Annotated in this window: 11 protein-coding genes and 2 pseudogenes; 7 read left to right on the top strand and 6 right to left on the bottom strand. The window is 68.0% G+C overall.

The genetic code is table 11. The features are described from left to right. Nucleotides 1–68: 68 nt before the first annotated feature. On the bottom strand, nucleotides 69–1,367 hold the full coding sequence (locus ACZ619_RS40070; RefSeq protein WP_469610179.1) for a recombinase family protein: 1,299 nt from the start codon (nucleotides 1,365–1,367) through the stop codon (nucleotides 69–71). A gap of 53 nt (nucleotides 1,368–1,420) precedes the next feature. Beyond that, nucleotides 1,421–1,582, bottom strand: a pseudogene (locus ACZ619_RS40065) (ATP-binding protein); the annotation flags it as partial. Nucleotides 1,583–1,760: 178 nt separating this feature from the next. Between ACZ619_RS40065 and ACZ619_RS40060 the strand changes: the two are divergent. The 4 genes and pseudogenes from ACZ619_RS40060 to ACZ619_RS40045 form a co-directional block, all read left to right on the top strand. After that, nucleotides 1,761–2,597: a helix-turn-helix domain-containing protein gene (locus tag ACZ619_RS40060; RefSeq protein WP_469610176.1), complete on the top strand. Its 837-nt coding sequence runs from the start codon at nucleotides 1,761–1,763 to the stop codon at nucleotides 2,595–2,597. 7 nt (nucleotides 2,598–2,604) lie between these two features. Beyond that, entirely contained in the window at nucleotides 2,605–2,796 is a 192-nt protein-coding gene (locus ACZ619_RS40055; RefSeq protein ID WP_469610174.1) for a DUF397 domain-containing protein, read from the top strand. After that, complete coding sequence (locus ACZ619_RS40050; RefSeq protein ID WP_469610172.1) at nucleotides 2,790–3,374, top strand: suppressor of fused domain protein; 585 nt, start codon at nucleotides 2,790–2,792, stop codon at nucleotides 3,372–3,374. Before ACZ619_RS40055 ends, ACZ619_RS40050 begins: the two co-directional genes overlap by 7 nt. Before the next feature lie 382 nt (nucleotides 3,375–3,756). Beyond that, nucleotides 3,757–4,032: pseudogene (locus ACZ619_RS40045) on the top strand (MFS transporter); the annotation flags it as partial. An 89-nt stretch (nucleotides 4,033–4,121) separates the two neighbouring features. On the opposite strand, the gene ACZ619_RS40040 reads toward ACZ619_RS40045, so the two are convergent. The 3 genes from ACZ619_RS40040 to ACZ619_RS40030 all read right to left on the bottom strand — a co-directional run bounded on the left by ACZ619_RS40040 (nucleotide 4,122) and on the right by ACZ619_RS40030 (nucleotide 10,333). Next, nucleotides 4,122–4,862: a hypothetical protein gene (locus tag ACZ619_RS40040; RefSeq protein WP_469610169.1), complete on the bottom strand. Its 741-nt coding sequence runs from the start codon at nucleotides 4,860–4,862 to the stop codon at nucleotides 4,122–4,124. A 264-nt stretch (nucleotides 4,863–5,126) separates the two neighbouring features. Next, nucleotides 5,127–5,783, bottom strand: coding sequence for a hypothetical protein (locus ACZ619_RS40035; RefSeq protein ID WP_469610167.1), 657 nt, complete (start codon nucleotides 5,781–5,783; stop codon nucleotides 5,127–5,129). Then, nucleotides 5,780–10,333 carry a ricin-type beta-trefoil lectin domain protein gene (locus tag ACZ619_RS40030; RefSeq protein ID WP_469610164.1) on the bottom strand — a complete coding sequence of 1,518 codons (4,554 nt, stop codon included), beginning with the start codon at nucleotides 10,331–10,333 and terminating at the stop codon, nucleotides 5,780–5,782. The genes ACZ619_RS40035 and ACZ619_RS40030 overlap by 4 nt, the downstream gene beginning before the upstream one ends. Nucleotides 10,334–10,482: 149 nt before the next feature. Between ACZ619_RS40030 and ACZ619_RS40025 the strand changes: the two genes are divergently transcribed. The 3 genes from ACZ619_RS40025 to ACZ619_RS40015 all read left to right on the top strand — a co-directional run bounded on the left by ACZ619_RS40025 (nucleotide 10,483) and on the right by ACZ619_RS40015 (nucleotide 15,060). Next, nucleotides 10,483–11,244 (top strand): FG-GAP repeat domain-containing protein, encoded by a 762-nt coding sequence (locus ACZ619_RS40025; RefSeq protein ID WP_469610160.1) that lies wholly within the window; start codon nucleotides 10,483–10,485, stop codon nucleotides 11,242–11,244. 59 nt (nucleotides 11,245–11,303) lie between these two features. Then, on the top strand, nucleotides 11,304–13,592 hold the full coding sequence (recD2, locus tag ACZ619_RS40020; protein WP_469610157.1) for an SF1B family DNA helicase RecD2: 2,289 nt from the start codon (nucleotides 11,304–11,306) through the stop codon (nucleotides 13,590–13,592). A gap of 178 nt (nucleotides 13,593–13,770) precedes the next feature. Then, entirely contained in the window at nucleotides 13,771–15,060 is a 1,290-nt protein-coding gene (locus ACZ619_RS40015) for a citrate synthase (RefSeq protein ID WP_469610154.1), read from the top strand. Between the two features lie 593 nt (nucleotides 15,061–15,653). Here ACZ619_RS40015 and ACZ619_RS40010 read toward each other — a convergent pair. Further along, nucleotides 15,654–17,909 carry a heavy metal translocating P-type ATPase gene (locus ACZ619_RS40010; protein ID WP_469610151.1) on the bottom strand — a complete coding sequence of 752 codons (2,256 nt, stop codon included), beginning with the start codon at nucleotides 17,907–17,909 and terminating at the stop codon, nucleotides 15,654–15,656.

The following is a 17,909-nucleotide window of genomic DNA, read 5'->3' as shown; positions in this document are numbered from 1 at the left end:
CCGCAGCGGTCAGACCGCCGCCATCCGCGTACCTCATGACGAGGATGTAGCACCGCCAACGCCCGCTGTCACCCCACCCTTTCAACCTCAGCGTCCCGCATGCCTTCCCGCATCGCCTTCAACCGGACCTGTACATCGGTGAGTTGGGCCGCGTCCGGGTGTCCGGTCATCGCCTCGCCTGAGGCTTGGGCGGTCTCCTGGGGTCGGTTCTGCTCCAAGTGCAGGAACAACAGGTCCTCGATCAGTTGGTCAAGCTGCGCCATCTGGCGCTGGCTACTGCCGCACCCGCCCAGGTTCGGTGACGGACACTTGTAGATGTTGCTGGGCTCCCCTGTCTTCCGGTGCTTGCTGGATACCCCGACCATTCTCCGGCCGCACGGCGTTCCGTCCGGATTCGGCCGCGAGCATCGCAGCAGCCCGGACAACAGGTATTTCTTTGTTCCTCGGGACGTGAATTCCTTTCCCTCCTTCCGTCGCTCAAATTCCGCAACGAATTCTTCCCACTGCACCACGGTGACGATCTGCTGCCATGCGCCGCGCACATAGTTTCCGTTCTCGTCTCGCAGGGCCATGTCCCTCGGTGAGTCGGACGGGCGCGCTTTTCGCCGGGGAGCGTCGGCTTCGTACTCGTCATCGGAACGGTTTGCCCCGCCCCGCCCCCAGTAGGCCACGATTCCCGCCATCCTCGGCGAGAGCAACATGTTCCGGATTGAGGTGAGATACCACTTCGTACTGCTCGCCGGGGTAATTCCGGACTCGGTGAACATCCGCGTGATGCTCGACCAGTTCTCCCCGGCGGTATATCCAAGGATCGCTTTCCGGATCAGGGCAGCCTCTTCCGGCTTGCGGGTCAGCCGATCCTCCTTCCACCCGAACGCCCGGTTCGGCGGCAGGCTCCGTCCCTCCCGCGACCGCTGGAGACGTTCCCGCGACACCCGGCGCGCGGTGTCCGCGCTGCTCTTGTTCGCCATGGCCATCAGCACCCGCGCCATGGCCTTGCCGTTGTCGGTCATCAGGTCCAGCGAGCCCGTCACTCCGACGACCGGACGCCGGTAGTGGTCCACGAGGTCGATCAAGTCTTCGAGGTCGCGTGGTTGGCGGGCAAGGCGGTCGAGGTCGTAGACGATGATCCCGTCTATGACGCCGTCCTGGTAGTCCCGCAGCATCTGCCGGAACTCCGGACGGATCACCCGCCACACCATGCGGCCGTCCGGCAGCTCGATCCGCTTGCGCTTGTAGGCGGAGGTGTCGTTCTCCGGGTAGATCTTCCCTAACGTCCACCCGAGACGCTCGGCCAGTTCCGCTACGTCCTCCTGCTGCCGTGTAACCCCTTTCTCCTCCTCCAACGGGTCGCTGGAGATGCGCACGTAACCGCCTGCACGCCGGGGCTTCCGGCTCTCCGAAGTAACCATGATTTGAGCCTACTTATGGAAGTAGCCAGCTCGGTCGCGAGCAGTTCGGCGACGTCGACGAGACCGATCAGCCCGTGCGAGGTGAGGATCAGCCGGAGGGTACGCCGACTGATCGCGACGGCACGGAGGTCGTTGGGAACGCTGAGCGTGTACTCCCAGGCTTCGGGCATGCGTCACCAACTCCGATGGGTGTGGGGGAGATTCGCACACGGTGGCATTGCCGCAGCCGACATGGCAGGGCGGTTCGGTGCACTTCCGCAGCGTGTGCGTTGCGTCACTGACGGTAGGGCTAACATGTGTGCCTGGGCGAGCTGATCGTGTAAGTCCGACCCGGACGAGGAGCACCTGATGCCGTTGAGGCGCGAAGCAACCGCACGTCAGACGCGCTTGGGTGTCGAACTGCGCAGACTGCGCGAGGCCGCGGGGTTCACGGCCATCGAGGCGGCGGCATTGCTCGGGGCGAACCGCGCCCAGATGAGCCACATCGAGTCCGGGCTCGCGGGTGTGAGTGAGGAGCGGCTACGGCGTCTGGCATCCCACTACGCCTGCACGGACGCGGAGTTCATCGACGCCTTGGCCGTGATGGCGACCGATCGGACGCGGGGGTGGTGGGAGGAGTATCGGGGTCTACTGCCCACGTCCTTCCTGGACCTCGCGGAACTGGAGCATCACGCCGGATTCATGCGTGAGGTGGCGGTTCTGTATGTTCCGGGCCTGCTGCAGACGGCGGAGTACGCGCGCGGCGTCTTCTCCAGCAGAGTGCCCGAACTCACCCATGACGAGCTTGAGCTGCGCCTACGGCACCGGCTGCGACGCCGGCAGCTCACTGTGCCGTACGAGTTGGTGATTCACGAGTGTGCCCTTCGCATCAGGGTCGGTGACAGGGCTGCTGCCCGGGCTCAACTCATGAAACTCCTGGAACTCTCCCAGGCCGACCACATCACCGTCCGTGTTGTCCCGTTCGACTTGGACGGCTTCGGCAATGCTGCCAGTGCGATGACGTACGTTGGTGGCCCTCTCCCCAGGCTGGACACGGTCGTGCGCGATGTGCCCCACGGCTCCGCCTTCATCGATTCCGAAGCACAGCTTGATGTCTCTCGAACGCGCTTCCGTAAAGTGGAAGCCGTATCACTTGACATCGAACGGTCGCGTGACTTCGTTCACCGGCTGGCGAAGGAGCTGTGACACACCCATGGACAACTGGCGCAAGTCGTCCTACTCGGGTCCGGACGACGGCAACGCCTGTGTGGAGATCTCAAACACCACCACCCACGTAGCCGTGCGCGACTCGAAGGTCCCCGCCCGGGCTATCCTCTCCTTCCCGCCCCGTGTCTTCGGCGTCTTTGTCGAGGGGCTCAAGGCGTCAGGCGCGGCGGGGTGTTGAGGCGGCCCGCTCAGGGGTCACCGCACGCGGATGCCGTTGAGTCGCACGTGCGGGCGTTCTTCGAGGGGCATTCTGTGGAGGCCGTCGATCACGACCTCGGCCCGGAGAAGCGGAGCGTATTGCCTCGGTTGCGTGTTCTCGTCGTGGGACCTGGTCCGCGGAGTGACAGCTGGGCCTATGTGACCGCCGGGTGCTGCGACTCGGCGACCCACGGTCGCGCGCTCGAGTTCGTCATGACGGCGCACGTGCGCGACCGACGATTCGTCGAACTCATGGCGATGATCGCGTACTACCACTGTGGAGGGCATCCGCTCGACGTGGAGCACAGCATGCCGATCGGTGAGCCCTGGGTACCGGGTTCGGCCTGTGAGCACCTGCTGATCAGCCTGCCCTACCTGCACGGTCCCGGGCTCGAACAGTGTCCGCTGCCCGGGGGACACGCACGCATCCTGTGGGCACTGCCGGTGACCACCGCCGAGATCGAGTTCCGTAGGCGTCACGGTCACGAGGCGCTGGAACGTCTCTTCGACGAGTCGGGAATCATCCCCACCGACCCCTTCAGGGAGTCGGTCGCCTGAACTCGTCGGCCTTGGGCGGAACTACCGCGCACGCTCGTAGCATCGCCTCCCATGGCTACAGTGATCGTGAGCGTCGGAGTGGCGTTCGTCGGCTGTCTCGTCACGTATCTGAACAGGCTCCGGCTCGCGCGTGTCAACCAACAGCTGAGTGACTTCTACGCACCGTCTTCATCCCCAACATCCAGGCCATGCGCGACGTGGTGGTCACCAAGGCAGACCTGCTCATCGAGGAGGAGACGCTCGAGGCCCTGCTCCAGCTCTGCGCCCATCTCGCGGGCTATGAGATCACTGCCGCGCGCTGGGCGCAGAACAACTACGCGGAGCACCTGTCCCTCATATTCTTCCCGGGACGTGAGCTCAGCGACTACAGCCGCGATGCCGGGCCCTCGCCCTGCCCCACCTCCCGGGCCGCGCCCTCGCCCGCTTCCAGCTCTCCACCGGCTTCGGGCTCGCGCTCTCCCCGGCCGCCGTCACCGCTCTCGCCGCCCGCGGCCCGGCCGCCCTCTGGGGCTGCCTCACCGCCGCCACACTCCTGTCCGCCACCGCCGTCGCCACCGAGCGGGACCACGAAACGGAGCCCGCCGCCCCCCGCCCCGCCTGTCAGTCCGCACCAGTACCGTCGGACCATGGCTCAACAGGCGGGGAACCCCACAGGTGAGCGGCGGCTCGCCATCGTCGGAGATGTGCTCGAACATAGGACAAGCAGCGGACGATGACGCTGACACCTCCGCGTGTGTCCACCGGCCCTCAGGCTTTCGTCTTCCCCAGCTTGGCAAGCTGCGCCGTGACGACCTCGTCCGGGACCGTCACCGTCTTCGGGTCCGTCATGTCGACCGCGAAGAAGACCGCGAGGGTCGATCCGGACCGTACGACGGTGTACGCGGTCGGGATGTCCGCGCCGAGCAACCCACCGCTCAGCCGAAAAGCCACCGCCTCGTCGCCGACGTCCGGGACGTCCAGGGGCTTCACCGCAGACGCCTTCAGGTCGTCGGTCAGCTCGAACCCGTCCGGGCAGCCCTTCACAGAGGTCACGAGGTCGGCGATGCCCTGCCTCGCATCGGCCTCCTGGTACGAGGCCAGCAGCACGTTCGTACCCGTACCCACCGTGTCGCCGACCGTGGCGGTCACGGACTGGCTGACGCGGGCCTCGGGTTCGACGCTCAGTGAGTAGAACATCATCATCAACACGGCCGCGCATATGTCGTCGTCCGCGTTCATGGGCGGCGGCTCGGTGTCAAGGCTCGACAACGCCTTGACGGTGTAACCGACCAAGTCGCTCTGCTCCAGCTGGGCCTTGGTGAGCTCGGCCTCGGTCAGCGGTTCGCCGCCCGTCTCCGCAGGCGAAGAGGAAGCCGACGCCGACCCCTTCACCGCCGAACTCTCCGCACCGGCCCCCGCCTTCGCGGCCCCCGTACTCGCACCGCACCCTGTCATCAGCGCCAGCACCAGCGATGCCGCCGCCGCACGCCCCCACCTGCTCCGGGTCACGAACCCGCCCCTTCTTTTGCTTTCTCATACTTACTCAGCGGGCCGGACACCCTCTGCCAAACATCTGGCCCCCACTCAACGGATGCTCCCATGACAACGACTATGGCCCGGATTCTGGCCAATCTCGCCAGCAAAAACCCGCCTTGCTCCCATGGATTTGTCCCACCGTGAGCTAGTACGTTTACGGGGGCTCCAGGAGATACTGGAGACGCTCGTGAAAATTTTGGAGCAACTACCGGGCGGACGCAAGTGAAAACCACCATTTTAGAGCTTACTGAGTCCGTGTTTGCGCACCTGATCGTCGATGATGGAATTCAGGGTTACGGCATCGCTTGCCTTGCTTGCCAGGTTATCGAGCCACGTGTCCGCAGAGACCCAGTCGAGGGGGAGCCTGGCCTTTGGCCATCTGGCTGCCAGGAGACGGGCGAGTTTCATCCCCTCCTCGACCAGGTCGCTCCTGCCGTCTGCCGCAGCGATGAGGATGCTGTCTTCCATTTCCGGTACGGCCGGAGGCAGCCCCTGCCTCTGTCGATTTGAACAGGCTGAATGATATTCACTGACAATGTCGGCCAGTGATGGTGGTTCGATGAGAGAAATTTGAAACTGTGCTTTCAGGGCGCTGGCTGCATCCTGGAAATCGTCTTCATGGCGAGTGAAGAGCACGGTTTCCGGCTGCCCTGAGGGGCGCTCCAATCGGTGGCCCAAAGTTAGAGAGATTACCGGAAAATTCCGGGTCAGCGCATGTATATGCGCAGTAGGGATGTATCCGTCTCCAGACATTGAACGGTCAAGGTAGATTCCCTGCACGGCCGGCCCGACCCGTCGCAGTAAGTGCATTGGGCGCCAGGTATCAAAATCAGGGAAGGCGGAAGCCCAATCCGACGTCACGCGCCGTGCTGTGGCGGCAATCGACCTGTTCATGGGTTCACCTCGATCGTAAGCGACGCTCCTGGTACATGGTTGGCGTTTAGGTTTGCCTGTCGCTGTCCGATTCCCCGTCCCGGATTCACAAGGGACTTGTAGTCGTAGATTATTCCTGATAGTGGGTCATAGACGTCGGGGCGAGCGCTTCCTGCGGTTCCCTTTGGCACCGGAACTCCATTCAGATAACTTTGCTCTGCAACTAGTCCGCGCGATCCGTAGATCCCTTGATATCTATTCAGTAGCTTCTCGGCGTACGTGTGCTTTTTGGTTCCCGCGACTGCTCCGCTTCCTCCGATTTTCTTTTCTGCGCGCGTCGCAATGGACTGAATCAGTTCCAGATTGGACGGGTCGGTAGATCCATTGCAGGTGCAAGGAGCTCCGTTGGATGCTACTCCGCCACCACAATTATGGACGAGAACCGCAGTGGTACCTGCCAGCACATAGTATGTGTGCTTTTCGCTGACCCCGAGGTTATGGACCGTGGTCGTTTCGGTCCAGCGTTTGATCGCGGTGATCTGGACGCGGGTTCCGGCGCTGGTCTGGAGCCATTCGCCGGTGGTGAGGTCGGTGGCGTCGAGCCATTCGCGGAGAGCGGGGACCCAGAAGGGGTGCTTGTCGGTGGCGGTGACGGTGGCCGAGGCGTCGCCTTCGTCTCCGTCGGTGTCGATGGTGACCCTGACGAGGTGCTTGGTTCCCTTGCCGAGGATGGTCGTGGTGACCGTCTCGGTCGTGGTCTCGCCGGTCTCGGGATCGGTGGCGGTGACCTCGTCGCCCAGTTCGAGTTCTTCGATCGGCTTCGTGGAGCCGTCGGGCAGCAGGACGAGTGTGCCGGTGACGAAGCTGTTCATGGGCATGCAAGCCGGCTTCTTCCCGAGCACCTTCTGTGCCACCGCGACGGCCTTCTGGCCCAGCCCCGTCTTCGCCAGCGCCTTCACACCCGCGCCCGCGCCCGCGCCGACGACGCCACCCACCGCACCGACGGCCGCTCCGATGCCGCCCGCGGCGAGGTAGCCGCCGGCGCTGTGGTCCGCGTTGTCGTCCATGGCGTTGCCGACCAGGCCGCCCGCGAAGCCCGCGACGGCTCCGCAGCCCGCGGCCAGCGCGAGACCCGCTCCGCCGGTCGCGGCGCCCGCCGCACCGGCCACGCCGTAGCAGGCGGCACCGACCGCGACCTCGACCGTGAACGTGATGATCTCGGTCTTGTGTTCTTCGATCCAGTTGGTCGCCTTGCACAGCCAGTTGCACTCGGCGGCGGGCTTGGTCGAGGTGACGGTCCTGGTCACCGTCACGGTGACGGTCTGGGAGTTCGAGCTGCTGCCCGTCCCTTCGCTGCCCGTGTATTCGGGGCAGGCCGGGTTGTTGAGACTGGGGCAGCCGACGGTGGCGGTACCGCCGAACCCGCCGCCGCCGTCCATCACCGGCTTCAGACCGCTCGGGTCCGAGTGCGAGACGGGGCTGTTGTTGCTGTAGGCGTACCCGTTCAGCGAGAGCGGGTCGGCGATGTCCAGGACGGGGTCGGCCGACAGGAAGCGGCCCGTGCCCGGGTCGTACTCGCGCGCGCCGAGGTGGATCAGCCCGGTGGTGTTGTCGTCGGTCCCGCCGATGTAGGCGCGGTGCAGGGCCCAGGTGTTGCTGGTGGAGCGTTCCACGCCGAACGGGTCCGTCTTGGTCCGCTTGACCTCCTGCCCCGAGGCCAGGGCGATGGTGAACAGGACGGTGCCCTGGTGGTCCGGGATCAGGGCGAGCAGGGACGTGGTGGCCGAGCCGCGCGACGAGTGCCGCAGCACACTGGGCGTACCCGCCTGGGCGTACGTCCGCTGCGAGTAGGAGACGGCGCCGCTCGCGTCCGTGGAGAGTTCCTGGCCGTCCAGGTAGAGGGTGTGGCTGCCCGCCGTGGTGGCGATCAGGCGGTTGCCGGCGGCGTCGTAGATGTAGGCGGTGTCGTCGCCGAGGGTCCAGCTCTGCGGGTCGGTGGAGTTGCAGGTGTAGAGCTGGAGATCCTTGCCGGTGGTGTAGTCGCCGTCGGGGACGTCGAGGCACTTGCCGGAGGCGACGTGCTTGAGGGTGTTGCCGCTGGTCGCGGTCCACCGCTGGTCGGCCGCGCCGGTGCAGTCGGCGATGACGACCGCCGTCTTGTCGGCGGTGGCGCCGCCCGAGGGCATCACGCAGTGGCCCAGTACCTTGAGCGCGCCGGTGGACGGGTCGGTCCCGGCGTCGGTCGCGTCGATGCGCAGGCGCTGCGGTTTGGTGCCGTTGCAGGTGTAGAGCTGGAGCGCGGTGCCCGCGGTGGTGGAACCGTTCGACAGGTCCAGGCACTTGCCGGACGCGTTGACCACCTGGCCCTCGCCCTCCGTGCCGAAGCCGGAGACCGTCTCGACCTTGCCGTCCCAGGTCCAGGTCAGCGACTGGGTGTCGCCCCCGTACATCCGGCTCTCCGCGTTGCCGGCGGCGTCGTAGTCGATCGATGCGGCCGAGTCCACCGACGAGGAGTCCGAGGTGATCCCGGTGAGGGTGTGCGGCTGGGCGGCGACGCCGGAACCGGACGGATCGATGCCGTACTCGTACGACGTGGTGACGTCGAGGGCGGCGTCCGCGACCGTCGAGCCGTTCACCAATTCGACCGAGTGATCGACGAGTTGGTCGCGGTTGCCGATCGCGTCGTAGCTGTAGGTCTGCCAGTAGCCGTCGCCGTCGGCGGTGGCCGTGACACCGCTCGGGGCGCCGGCCGACGTCACCGCGCAGGTCGTCGAGTTCGACGTCCAGGCCTGCGTCAGCTGCCCGAGCACGTCGTAGGTGAAGCACTGCCGGTCCGTCTTCACCGTCGTGGAGTCGTCGTCGGCGGTCTTCGGCACCGTGTCGGCCAGGATGGTGATGTTCCCGGCCGCGTCGTAGGTGTACGTGCGGTCGTTGACCCGGTGCGTGTCGGCGGTCTCCCGGTCGGTGACGGTCCGGTCGAGCTGTCCGGTGCTCTCGTCGTACACGTTGGTCGTCCACACCCGGTACGGCTGTTCACCGGTGACCGCGCGCAGCACCTCGCCGTAGGGGGAGTAGTCGACCTCGGCGGTGTACCAGTCCTCGCCCGAGGTCGAGACGGCCAGTCCGTCGCCGTCGTAGCGGGTGACGACGTCTTCCTTCGCGATGCCGCCGACCGCAGGGACGGTCGTCGAGGCGAGCTTGCCGGTCGCCGTGTACGTGTAGCCGTAGGTGTAGGTGCCGGAGAGGCCCTTGGTGGCGTCCGACGCGGGGATCTCCACCGACTTCCCCGTCGGCCGGTATTCCTTGTCGTAGCCGGTGACCGAGGTCGTGTACGCCTTGCCGTCGGTGTAGCGGGTCGAGGCCGCCGGCTGGCCGAGGCCGCCGGTGACGGTGTCGTAGCCGAAGGAGGTCAGCACCGTGCCGGTGGAGTCGTTCAGCCGCTGCCCGGTGGTGCGGCCGAGTTCGTCGTAGCCGGTCCAGACGACGGTGCCGCGCGCGTCCTCGGTCGTCAGGGGCCGGTCCAGGTCGTCGTACGTCGTGAACGTCGTCCCGGTGTCGGGATCGGTCGCCTCGACCTCCCGGCCGCGCGCGTCGTACTTCCACGTCCAGGAGTTCTCGTCGGTGTCCGTGGCGGAGACCCGGTTGCCGCGCGTGTCGTAGGAGTAGTGGGTGGAGGTGTAGGCCGCCTTCAGGGCGTCCGTGAAGTCGTCGACGCGGACCGCGCGACCGAGCTGGTCGGTGTAGGTGCGGGTGGCGGCGGCACCGGTGGGCGGGACCACCTTGGTGTAGTCGTAGCCGTACTCGTACGTCGTCCGCTTGGCCGGCTGGGCGACGCCCGCCTCGTACGGGGTGACGGTGAGCGGGCGGTCCATGCCGTCGTACGCGGTGACGGTCGAGGAACGGATGACGAAGTCGCTGACCGGCTCGAAGAGTTCACCGCTCGGCTCACCCTGGGCGAGGTAGGCCCCGTCGACCCGGCGGACCGTGCCGTTCGCGTTGTAGTGGGTGTCGGTGACCAGTCGGCCGCCGCCGGCCGCCTCGGTCTGGGTCTGGCGTACCCGGCCGAGGCCGTCGTAGAGCGTGACGGAGTCCTCGTACGTCCCGTTGTCGCGCAGCGTACGGCCGGTGACGACGGTGGGCTCGCCGGCCGTCACGTCGTAGGCGTACCTGACCGACGGGGCGTCGGTGTCCGGGTCCTGGGACGCCGTCCACATGGCGGTGGCGCGGCCGAGCGCGTCGTAGGCGTAGGTGGTGATGTTGCCGTTGGCGTCGGTGGTGGTCAGGGCCGTGCCGCGGCCCGGGTCGACGGTGGTGGTGGAGGCGTAGCCGAGGGCGTTGGTGGCGGTGGTGGCGTAGACCTGGCCGGTGGTGGGCGAGTACGTGGTCTTCGCCTGGTTGTCGCCGGCGTCCGTCACCGTGGCCACGCGGCCGTAGTCGTCGTGGGTCGTGGTGGTGGTGCGGAGCCAGCCGTCGCCGGTGCCGTTGACCGTCCATGTCTTCGTCGCGAGACCGTACGAGGGCGCGGTGCCGTAGTCGGCGTTGTCATAGGCGGTACGGGTGCCGGACACCACGTCGGCGGCGGTCGCGCTCGCGGCGGCGGAGCAGCGCCCCGCCGTGGTCTTGACCTGCTTGATTCGACGCGAACGGCAATCTCCGGCTGTATCCGGCCAGTTCCACCGGCGACCTGCATGTCAGCCTGGACGCCGCACATCGCGCGGGGGTGCCGCTGGTCGGCAACGACGAGAGCGGGTACTGGATGTCGGCCACCGACGGTTCCCCGGCGCTCATCGCCCACGGCGGTGACCTGCTGCCCGGCGACGGTGTCACCGACCTGATCGCCCGTATGCCCGACGGCAAGCTGTACGCCTACCGGGGTGACGGCTACGGAAGCGTGGACGTCGCCCGGCGCATGGCGATCCGGTTGCCCTCGGGGGCCCCCGATCCGGCCGGCTTCACCCAGGTGATCCTCGGTGACTACAACCTCGACGGCCGTCCCGACCTGTTCGTCACCACCAGCGGTGGCGCCCTGTGGGCCTTCAGCGGATACACGGGGGCGACGTTCTCGGCCGCCACACAGCTCTCCGCCACCGCGTGGGCCGCACGTGACCTGGTGAGCGTCGGTGACCACAACGCCGACGGCGAACCCGACCTGCTCTGGCGTTCGGGCTCGTCCGGGAACCTGTACGTCCGTTACGGCGTCGCGGACAGCGGCGGGGGCTCCAGCATCGCGTCGCTCGCGAGCGCGGCGGGTTCCCTCACCGGCACCGACACGACCTACGCCACGGGCTGGACCGAGAGCGTGAAACCGACCCTTCACTTCTACGGCACCCCCGATGTCACAGGCGATGACATACCGGACATCTGGGCCCTCAACAGCGACGGGAGTGTCGACGTGTACGCCGGCGGCAGCGCTTCGATCGGCGCCGCCACCAGGGTCGTCAGCGCCAACAGCACCTGGTACGCCAAGCTGGCCCTCGGCTGACCGGCACCGGAACCCGTACCCCCGCCCCGCCTGTCAGTCCGCACCAGTACCGTCGGACCATGGCTCAACAGGCGGGGAACCCCACAGGTGAGCGGCGGCTCGCCATCGTCGAAGGTGTGCTCGAACGTATTACGTACGCCAACGAGGAGAACGGCTATACGGTCGCCCGGGTGGACACGGGACGGGGCGCCGGCGATCTGCTCACGGTCGTCGGCGCACTGCTCGGCGCCCAGGTGGGGGAGTCGCTGCGGCTGGAGGGGCTGTGGGGCTCGCATCCCCAGTACGGCAAGCAGTTCACCGTGGAGAACTACACGACCGTGCTGCCGGCGACCGTGCAGGGGATGCGGCGGTACCTCGGCTCGGGGCTCGTCAAGGGCATCGGGCCGGTGTTCGCCGACCGGATCACCCAGCACTTCGGCGTGGACACCCTCCGGATCATCGAGGAGGAGCCGAAGCGGCTGGTCGAGGTGCCCGGGCTCGGGCCGAAGCGCACGAAGAAGATCGCCGACGCCTGGGAGGAGCAGAAGGCGATCAAGGAGGTCATGCTCTTCCTCCAGACCGTCGAGGTGTCGACGTCGATCGCCGTGCGGATCTACAAGAAGTACGGCGACGCCTCGATCTCCGTCGTGAAGAACCAGCCGTACCGGCTCGCCGCCGACGTCTGGGGCATCGGGTTCCTGACCGCCGACAAGATCGCCCAGTCGGTGGGGATCCCGCACGACAGCCCGGAGCGGGTGAAGGCGGGGCTCCAGTACGCGCTGTCGCAATCCGCCGACCAGGGCAACTGCTATCTCCCCGAGGAGCGGCTCATCGCGGACGCGGTCAAGCTGCTCCAGGTGGACACGGGGCTGGTCATCGACTGCCTCGCGGAGCTGGCCGCGGAGCCGGCGGAGGGGGAGGGCCCCGGTGTCGTGCGGGAGCGGCTGCCCGGTTCCACCCCCGACGCCGAGCCCGTCACCGCCGTCTACCTCGTCCCCTTCCACCGCGCCGAAGTCGCCCTCGCCTCGCAGCTGTTGCGGCTGCTGCGGACCGGCGACGACCGGATGCCGGGGTTCCGGGACGTCGCCTGGGACAAGGCGCTGGCCTGGCTGAAGGACCGTACCGGCGCCGACCTCGCGCCCGAGCAGGAGGCCGCCGTCCGGCTGGCGCTGACCGAGAAGGTCGCCGTGCTGACGGGCGGCCCCGGCTGCGGCAAGTCGTTCACCGTGCGGTCGATCGTGGAGCTGGCGCGGGCGAAGAAGGCCAAGGTGGTGCTCGCCGCCCCCACCGGACGCGCCGCCAAGCGCCTCGCGGAGCTGACCGGTGCCGAGGCGTCGACCGTGCACCGGCTGCTGGAGCTGAAGCCCGGCGGGGACGCGGCCTACGACCGGGACCGGCCGCTGGACGCCGACCTGGTGGTGGTCGACGAGGCGTCGATGCTCGACCTGCTGCTCGCCAACAAGCTCGTCAAGGCCGTACCGCCCGGCGCGCACCTCCTCTTCGTCGGGGACGTCGACCAGCTGCCCAGCGTCGGGGCCGGCGAGGTGCTGCGCGACCTGCTCGTCGAGGACAGTCCGGTGCCCGCCGTCCGGCTCACCCGGGTCTTCCGGCAGGCCCAGCAGTCGGGGGTGGTGACCAACGCGCACCGGATCAACGCGGGGCAGCATCCGGTCACCGACGGCATGAAGGACTTCTTCCTCTTCGTGGAGGACGAGACGGAGGACGCCGGGCGGCTCACCGTGGACGTCGCCGCCCGTCGCATTCCGGCCAGGTTCGGGCTCGACCCGCGCCGGGACGTCCAGGTGCTCGCGCCCATGCACCGGGGGCCGGCCGGGGCCGGCGTGCTCAACGGCCTGCTCCAGCAGGCCGTCACCCCCGCCCGCCCCGACCTGCCCGAGAAGCGGTTCGGCGGGCGGGTCTTCCGGGTCGGCGACAAGGTGACCCAGATCCGCAACAACTACGACAAGGGCGAGAACGGCGTCTTCAACGGCACCGTGGGCGTGGTCACCTCGCTCGACCCGGTCGACCAGCGCCTCACCGTACTGACCGACGAGGACGAGGAGGTGCCGTACGACTTCGACGAACTGGACGAACTCGCCCATGCCTACGCGGTGACCATCCACCGTTCACAGGGAAGTGAATATCCCGCGGTCGTGATCCCGGTCACCACGGGCGCGTGGATGATGCTCCAGCGCAACCTCCTCTACACCGCGGTCACGCGGGCCAAGCAGCTGGTCGTCCTGGTCGGTTCGCGCAAGGCGATCGGTCAGGCGGTGCGCACGGTGTCGGCAGGTCGGCGCTGCACGGCGCTGGACTTCAGGCTCACGCGCGGTGGTATCCAGAAAAATGATCGATCAAATGAGTCGTGAAGGTCACAAGGGACTTCCAGATGGGGAAACAAGGGGGCAGGATGAGCAAGTTGACGGCACTGAGTGCCGTCGATAGGCCCAATGGTCGACCCCGAGTGCACTCTCCTGCGCCAAATGGGGGATGGTAGAGACAGTCAGGGCACCTCGAAGAAGAGGCACAACGTCGGTGAGGGATGACGTGAGCGACAACTCTGTAGTACTGCGGTACGGCGACGGCGAGTACACCTACCCGGTGGTCGACAGCACCGTCGGCGACAAGGGCTTCGACATCGGGAAGCTCCGCGCCCAGACCGGTCTCGTGACCCTGGACAGCGGATACGGCAACACCGCCGCATACAAATCCGCCGTCACCTACCTCGACGGTGAGGCGGGCATCCTCCGCTACCGCGGCTACCCCATCGAGCAGCTGGCCGAGCGCTCCACCTTCCTGGAGGTGGCCTACCTGCTGATCAACGGTGAGCTGCCGACCGTGGACGAGCTCACCACGTTCAAGAACGAGATCACGCGGCACACCCTGCTGCACGAGGACGTCAAGAACTTCTACCGGGGCTTCCCGCGCGACGCCCACCCGATGGCCATGCTGTCGTCGGTCGTCTCGGCGCTGTCCACCTTCTACCAGGACAGCCACAACCCCTTCGACGCGAAGCAGCGCGACCTCTCCACCATCCGTCTGCTCGCCAAGCTTCCGACGATCGCCGCGTACGCGTACAAGAAGTCGGTCGGCCACCCGTTCGTCTACCCGCGCAACGACCTCTCCTACGTGGAGAACTTCCTGCGCATGACGTTCTCGGTGCCGGCGCAGGACTACGAGCTGGACCCGGTCGTCGTCTCGGCCCTGGACAAGCTGCTGATCCTGCACGCGGACCACGAGCAGAACTGTTCGACGTCGACGGTCCGTCTGGTCGGCTCCTCCCAGGCGAACATGTTCGCCTCGATCTCGGCCGGCATCTCCGCGCTCTGGGGCCCGCTGCACGGCGGCGCCAACCAGTCCGTCCTGGAGATGCTGGAGGGCATCCAGGCCAACGGCGGCGACGTCGACTCCTTCATCCGCAAGGTGAAGAACAAGGAGGACGGCGTCCGCCTGATGGGCTTCGGCCACCGGGTGTACAAGTCCTTCGACCCGCGCGCCAAGATCATCAAGGCGGCGGCGCACGACGTCCTCTCGGCCCTCGGCAAGTCCGACGAGCTGCTGGACATCGCGCTGAAGCTGGAGGAGCACGCGCTCTCCGACGACTACTTCGTCTCGCGCAACCTCTACCCGAACGTCGACTTCTACACCGGTCTGATCTACCGGGCCATGGGCTTCCCGACCGAGATGTTCACGGTCCTGTTCGCCCTCGGCCGGCTGCCGGGCTGGATCGCCCAGTGGCAGGAAATGATCAAGGAGCCGGGTTCCCGTATCGGCCGCCCGCGCCAGATCTACACGGGCGTCGTCGAGCGCGACTTCGTTCCGGTCGAGGAGCGCTGAGCGCGCGGCTGACCGCACGGGCATAGCAGAAGGCGCCCTGGAGCGCCGGTCCCCCCACGGGCCGGCGACCAGGGCGCCTTCCCGTGTCCCGGTGCGGATTCCCCCCACGGGATCCGGCCGGGCGTTCGGTGCGGCAGCGCCTGAATCGCTGCTTTGAGTACGGCGAGCGAACTCGCCGTACTACATGTCGCAGTCACCATGTCGTAGTGGTGGCTACGTCGTGCTCCAGTGATGCGGTGCGATCTGCCGGGACCCGTACCGCACGGGAGGGCCGCTCAAAGCTTCCCGTCGCACGTGCCCCGGCAACGCATCTCTGAGGAAGTCCCCCAAGACATCCCCAGATGCCAGGTCAGCGCCCCCCAAGACGCTTCTCTGACATCGCCAACTTAGACCTTCGAACCCCTTCGATGGTTACGTTCACATCACTGTGATCTGCGTCTCTTGCATCTGTCCGATAGATGCGCAAGAGCCCCGATATGGCGATCGGAGCTCAAGCGTAAGGATGATGCGCGAGCCTTGTGAAGAGCTTATGTGAGGTGCGCGTTGGACTCTAGGGGGACTCTTGCATCAGCTGGGCCGAACCGCCGGTAACTTCAGCGGAAGGTGCGCAGCCGAAGGCTGTTGGTCACCACGAAGACCGACGAGAAGGCCATCGCGGCCCCCGCGATCATCGGGTTGAGCAGTCCGGCCGCGGCCAGCGGCAGCGCGGCCACGTTGTAGCCGAAGGCCCACACGAGGTTGCCCTTGATGGTGGCGAGGGTCCGCCGGGACAGCCGGATCGCGTCCGCCGCCACCCGCAGGTCCCCGCGCACCAGGGTCAGGTCGCCGGCCTCGATCGCCGCGTCCGTCCCGGTGCCCATCGCCAGTCCCAGATCGGCGGCGGCCAGCGCGGCCGCGTCGTTGACGCCGTCGCCGACCATGGCGACCGTCCGCCCCTGCTCCCGCAGCCGCCGTACGACGTCCACCTTTTCCTCGGGCAGTACCTCGGCGATCACCTCGTCGATCCCGACCGCCCGGGCCACCGTCTCGGCCACCGCCCGGTTGTCCCCGGTCAGCAGCACCGGCGTCAGCCCGAGCGCGCGCAGCTCGCGCACCGCCTCCGCACTGGACTCCTTCACCGTGTCGGCGACGCCGAGGACCCCCCGGGCCACCCCGTCCCAGCCGGCCAGCACGGCCGTACGGCCCTCCCGCTCGGCCCGCGAGCGAGCCTCGGCCAGCTCCTGCGGAACCACGTCGAACAGCCGCCCCACGGCCACCTCGCGGCCCGCCACGCGCCCGCGTACGCCCCGCCCGGGGACGTTCTCGAAGTGCTCGACCGCGGGCAGTTCCCCGACCCGCGCCCCGGCCCCCGCGGCGATCGCCCTGGCGACCGGATGCTCGGAGGCGTGTTCGAGGGCGCCCGCCAGCCGCAGCAGCTCGTCCTCGTCGGCGCCCTCGGCGACGTACACCTCCTGGAGGCTCATCCGCCCGGTGGTGACCGTGCCCGTCTTGTCCAGCACCACGGTGTCCACGCGCCGCGTGGACTCCAGCACCTCCGGGCCCTTGATCAGGATGCCCAGCTGCGCGCCGCGCCCGGTGCCGACCATCAGCGCGGTCGGCGTGGCCAGGCCCAGGGCGCACGGGCAGGCGATGATCAGGACGGCGACGGCGGCCGTGAACGCGGCGGCCGTGTCCCCGGTGACGCCGAGCCAGACCCCGAAGGTGGCGAGCGCGATCAGGATGACGACGGGTACGAACACCGCCGAGATCCGGTCGGCGAGCCGCTGCACCTCGGCCTTGCCGTTCTGCGCCTCCTCCACCAGCCTCGCCATCCGCGCCAGCTGGGTGTCCGCGCCGATCCGGGTGGCCTCGACCACCAGCCGGCCCCCGGCGTTGACGGTCGCGCCGGTGACCGCGTCGCCGGCGGTCACGTCCACCGGCACCGACTCGCCGGTCAGCATCGACGCGTCCACCGCCGACGTGCCCTCCACGACCGTCCCGTCGGTCGCGACCTTCTCGCCGGGCCGTACGACGAACCGGTCCCCGACGGCCAGCGACGCCACCGGGACCCGCACCTCGCGGCCGCCCCGCAGCACCGCCACGTCCTTCGCGCCCAGCTCCATCAGCGCCCGCAGCGCGGCCCCGGCGCGGCGCTTGGAGCGCGCCTCCAGATAGCGGCCGAGCAGGATCAGCGCGACGACCCCGGCGGCCACCTCCAGGTAGACGCTGGACGCGCCGTCCGCCCGCGAGACCGTGAACCGGAACTCGTCGTGCATCCCGGCCGTGCCCGCGTCGCCGAGGAACAGGGCCCACAGCGACCAGCCGAACGCGGCCAGCGTGCCGACCGAGACCAGCGTGTCCATGGTGGCCGCGCCGTGCCGGGCGTTGGTCCAGGCGGCCCGGTGGAACGGCCGGCCGCCCCAGACGACCACCGGCGCGGCCAGGGTCAGCGACAGCCACTGCCAGTTGTCGAACTGGAGCGCCGGGACCATGGCGAGCAGGACGACCGGCGCGGCGAGCAGGACGGAGACCAGCAGCCGTTGGCGGAGCGCGGCGAGTTCGGGGTCGTGGCCGGGCTCGGGCCCGGCCTGCTCCGCCGGCTCCGGCGGCGCGGGTTCCTCGGCCGTGTACCCGGTCCTCTCGACCGTGGCGATCAGGTCGGCGACCGCGACCCCGCCGGCGTAGGTGACCTTCGCCTTCTCGGTCGCGTAGTTCACGGTGGCGGTGACGCCGTCCATCCGGTTGAGCTTCTTCTCGACCCGGGCGGCGCAGGAGGCGCAGGTCATCCCGCCGATCAGCAGCTCGACCTCGGCGGCCTCGGTCGGCGCTGCCGGGGCTATCGGCGTCTGTGCGGTGGTGGTGCTGGTCAT

This window comes from Streptomyces sp. NPDC104367, from assembly GCF_055583825.1.
Note: the sequence above shows the minus strand (reverse complement) of the source record. Positions and strands in the feature narration are given on the sequence as shown.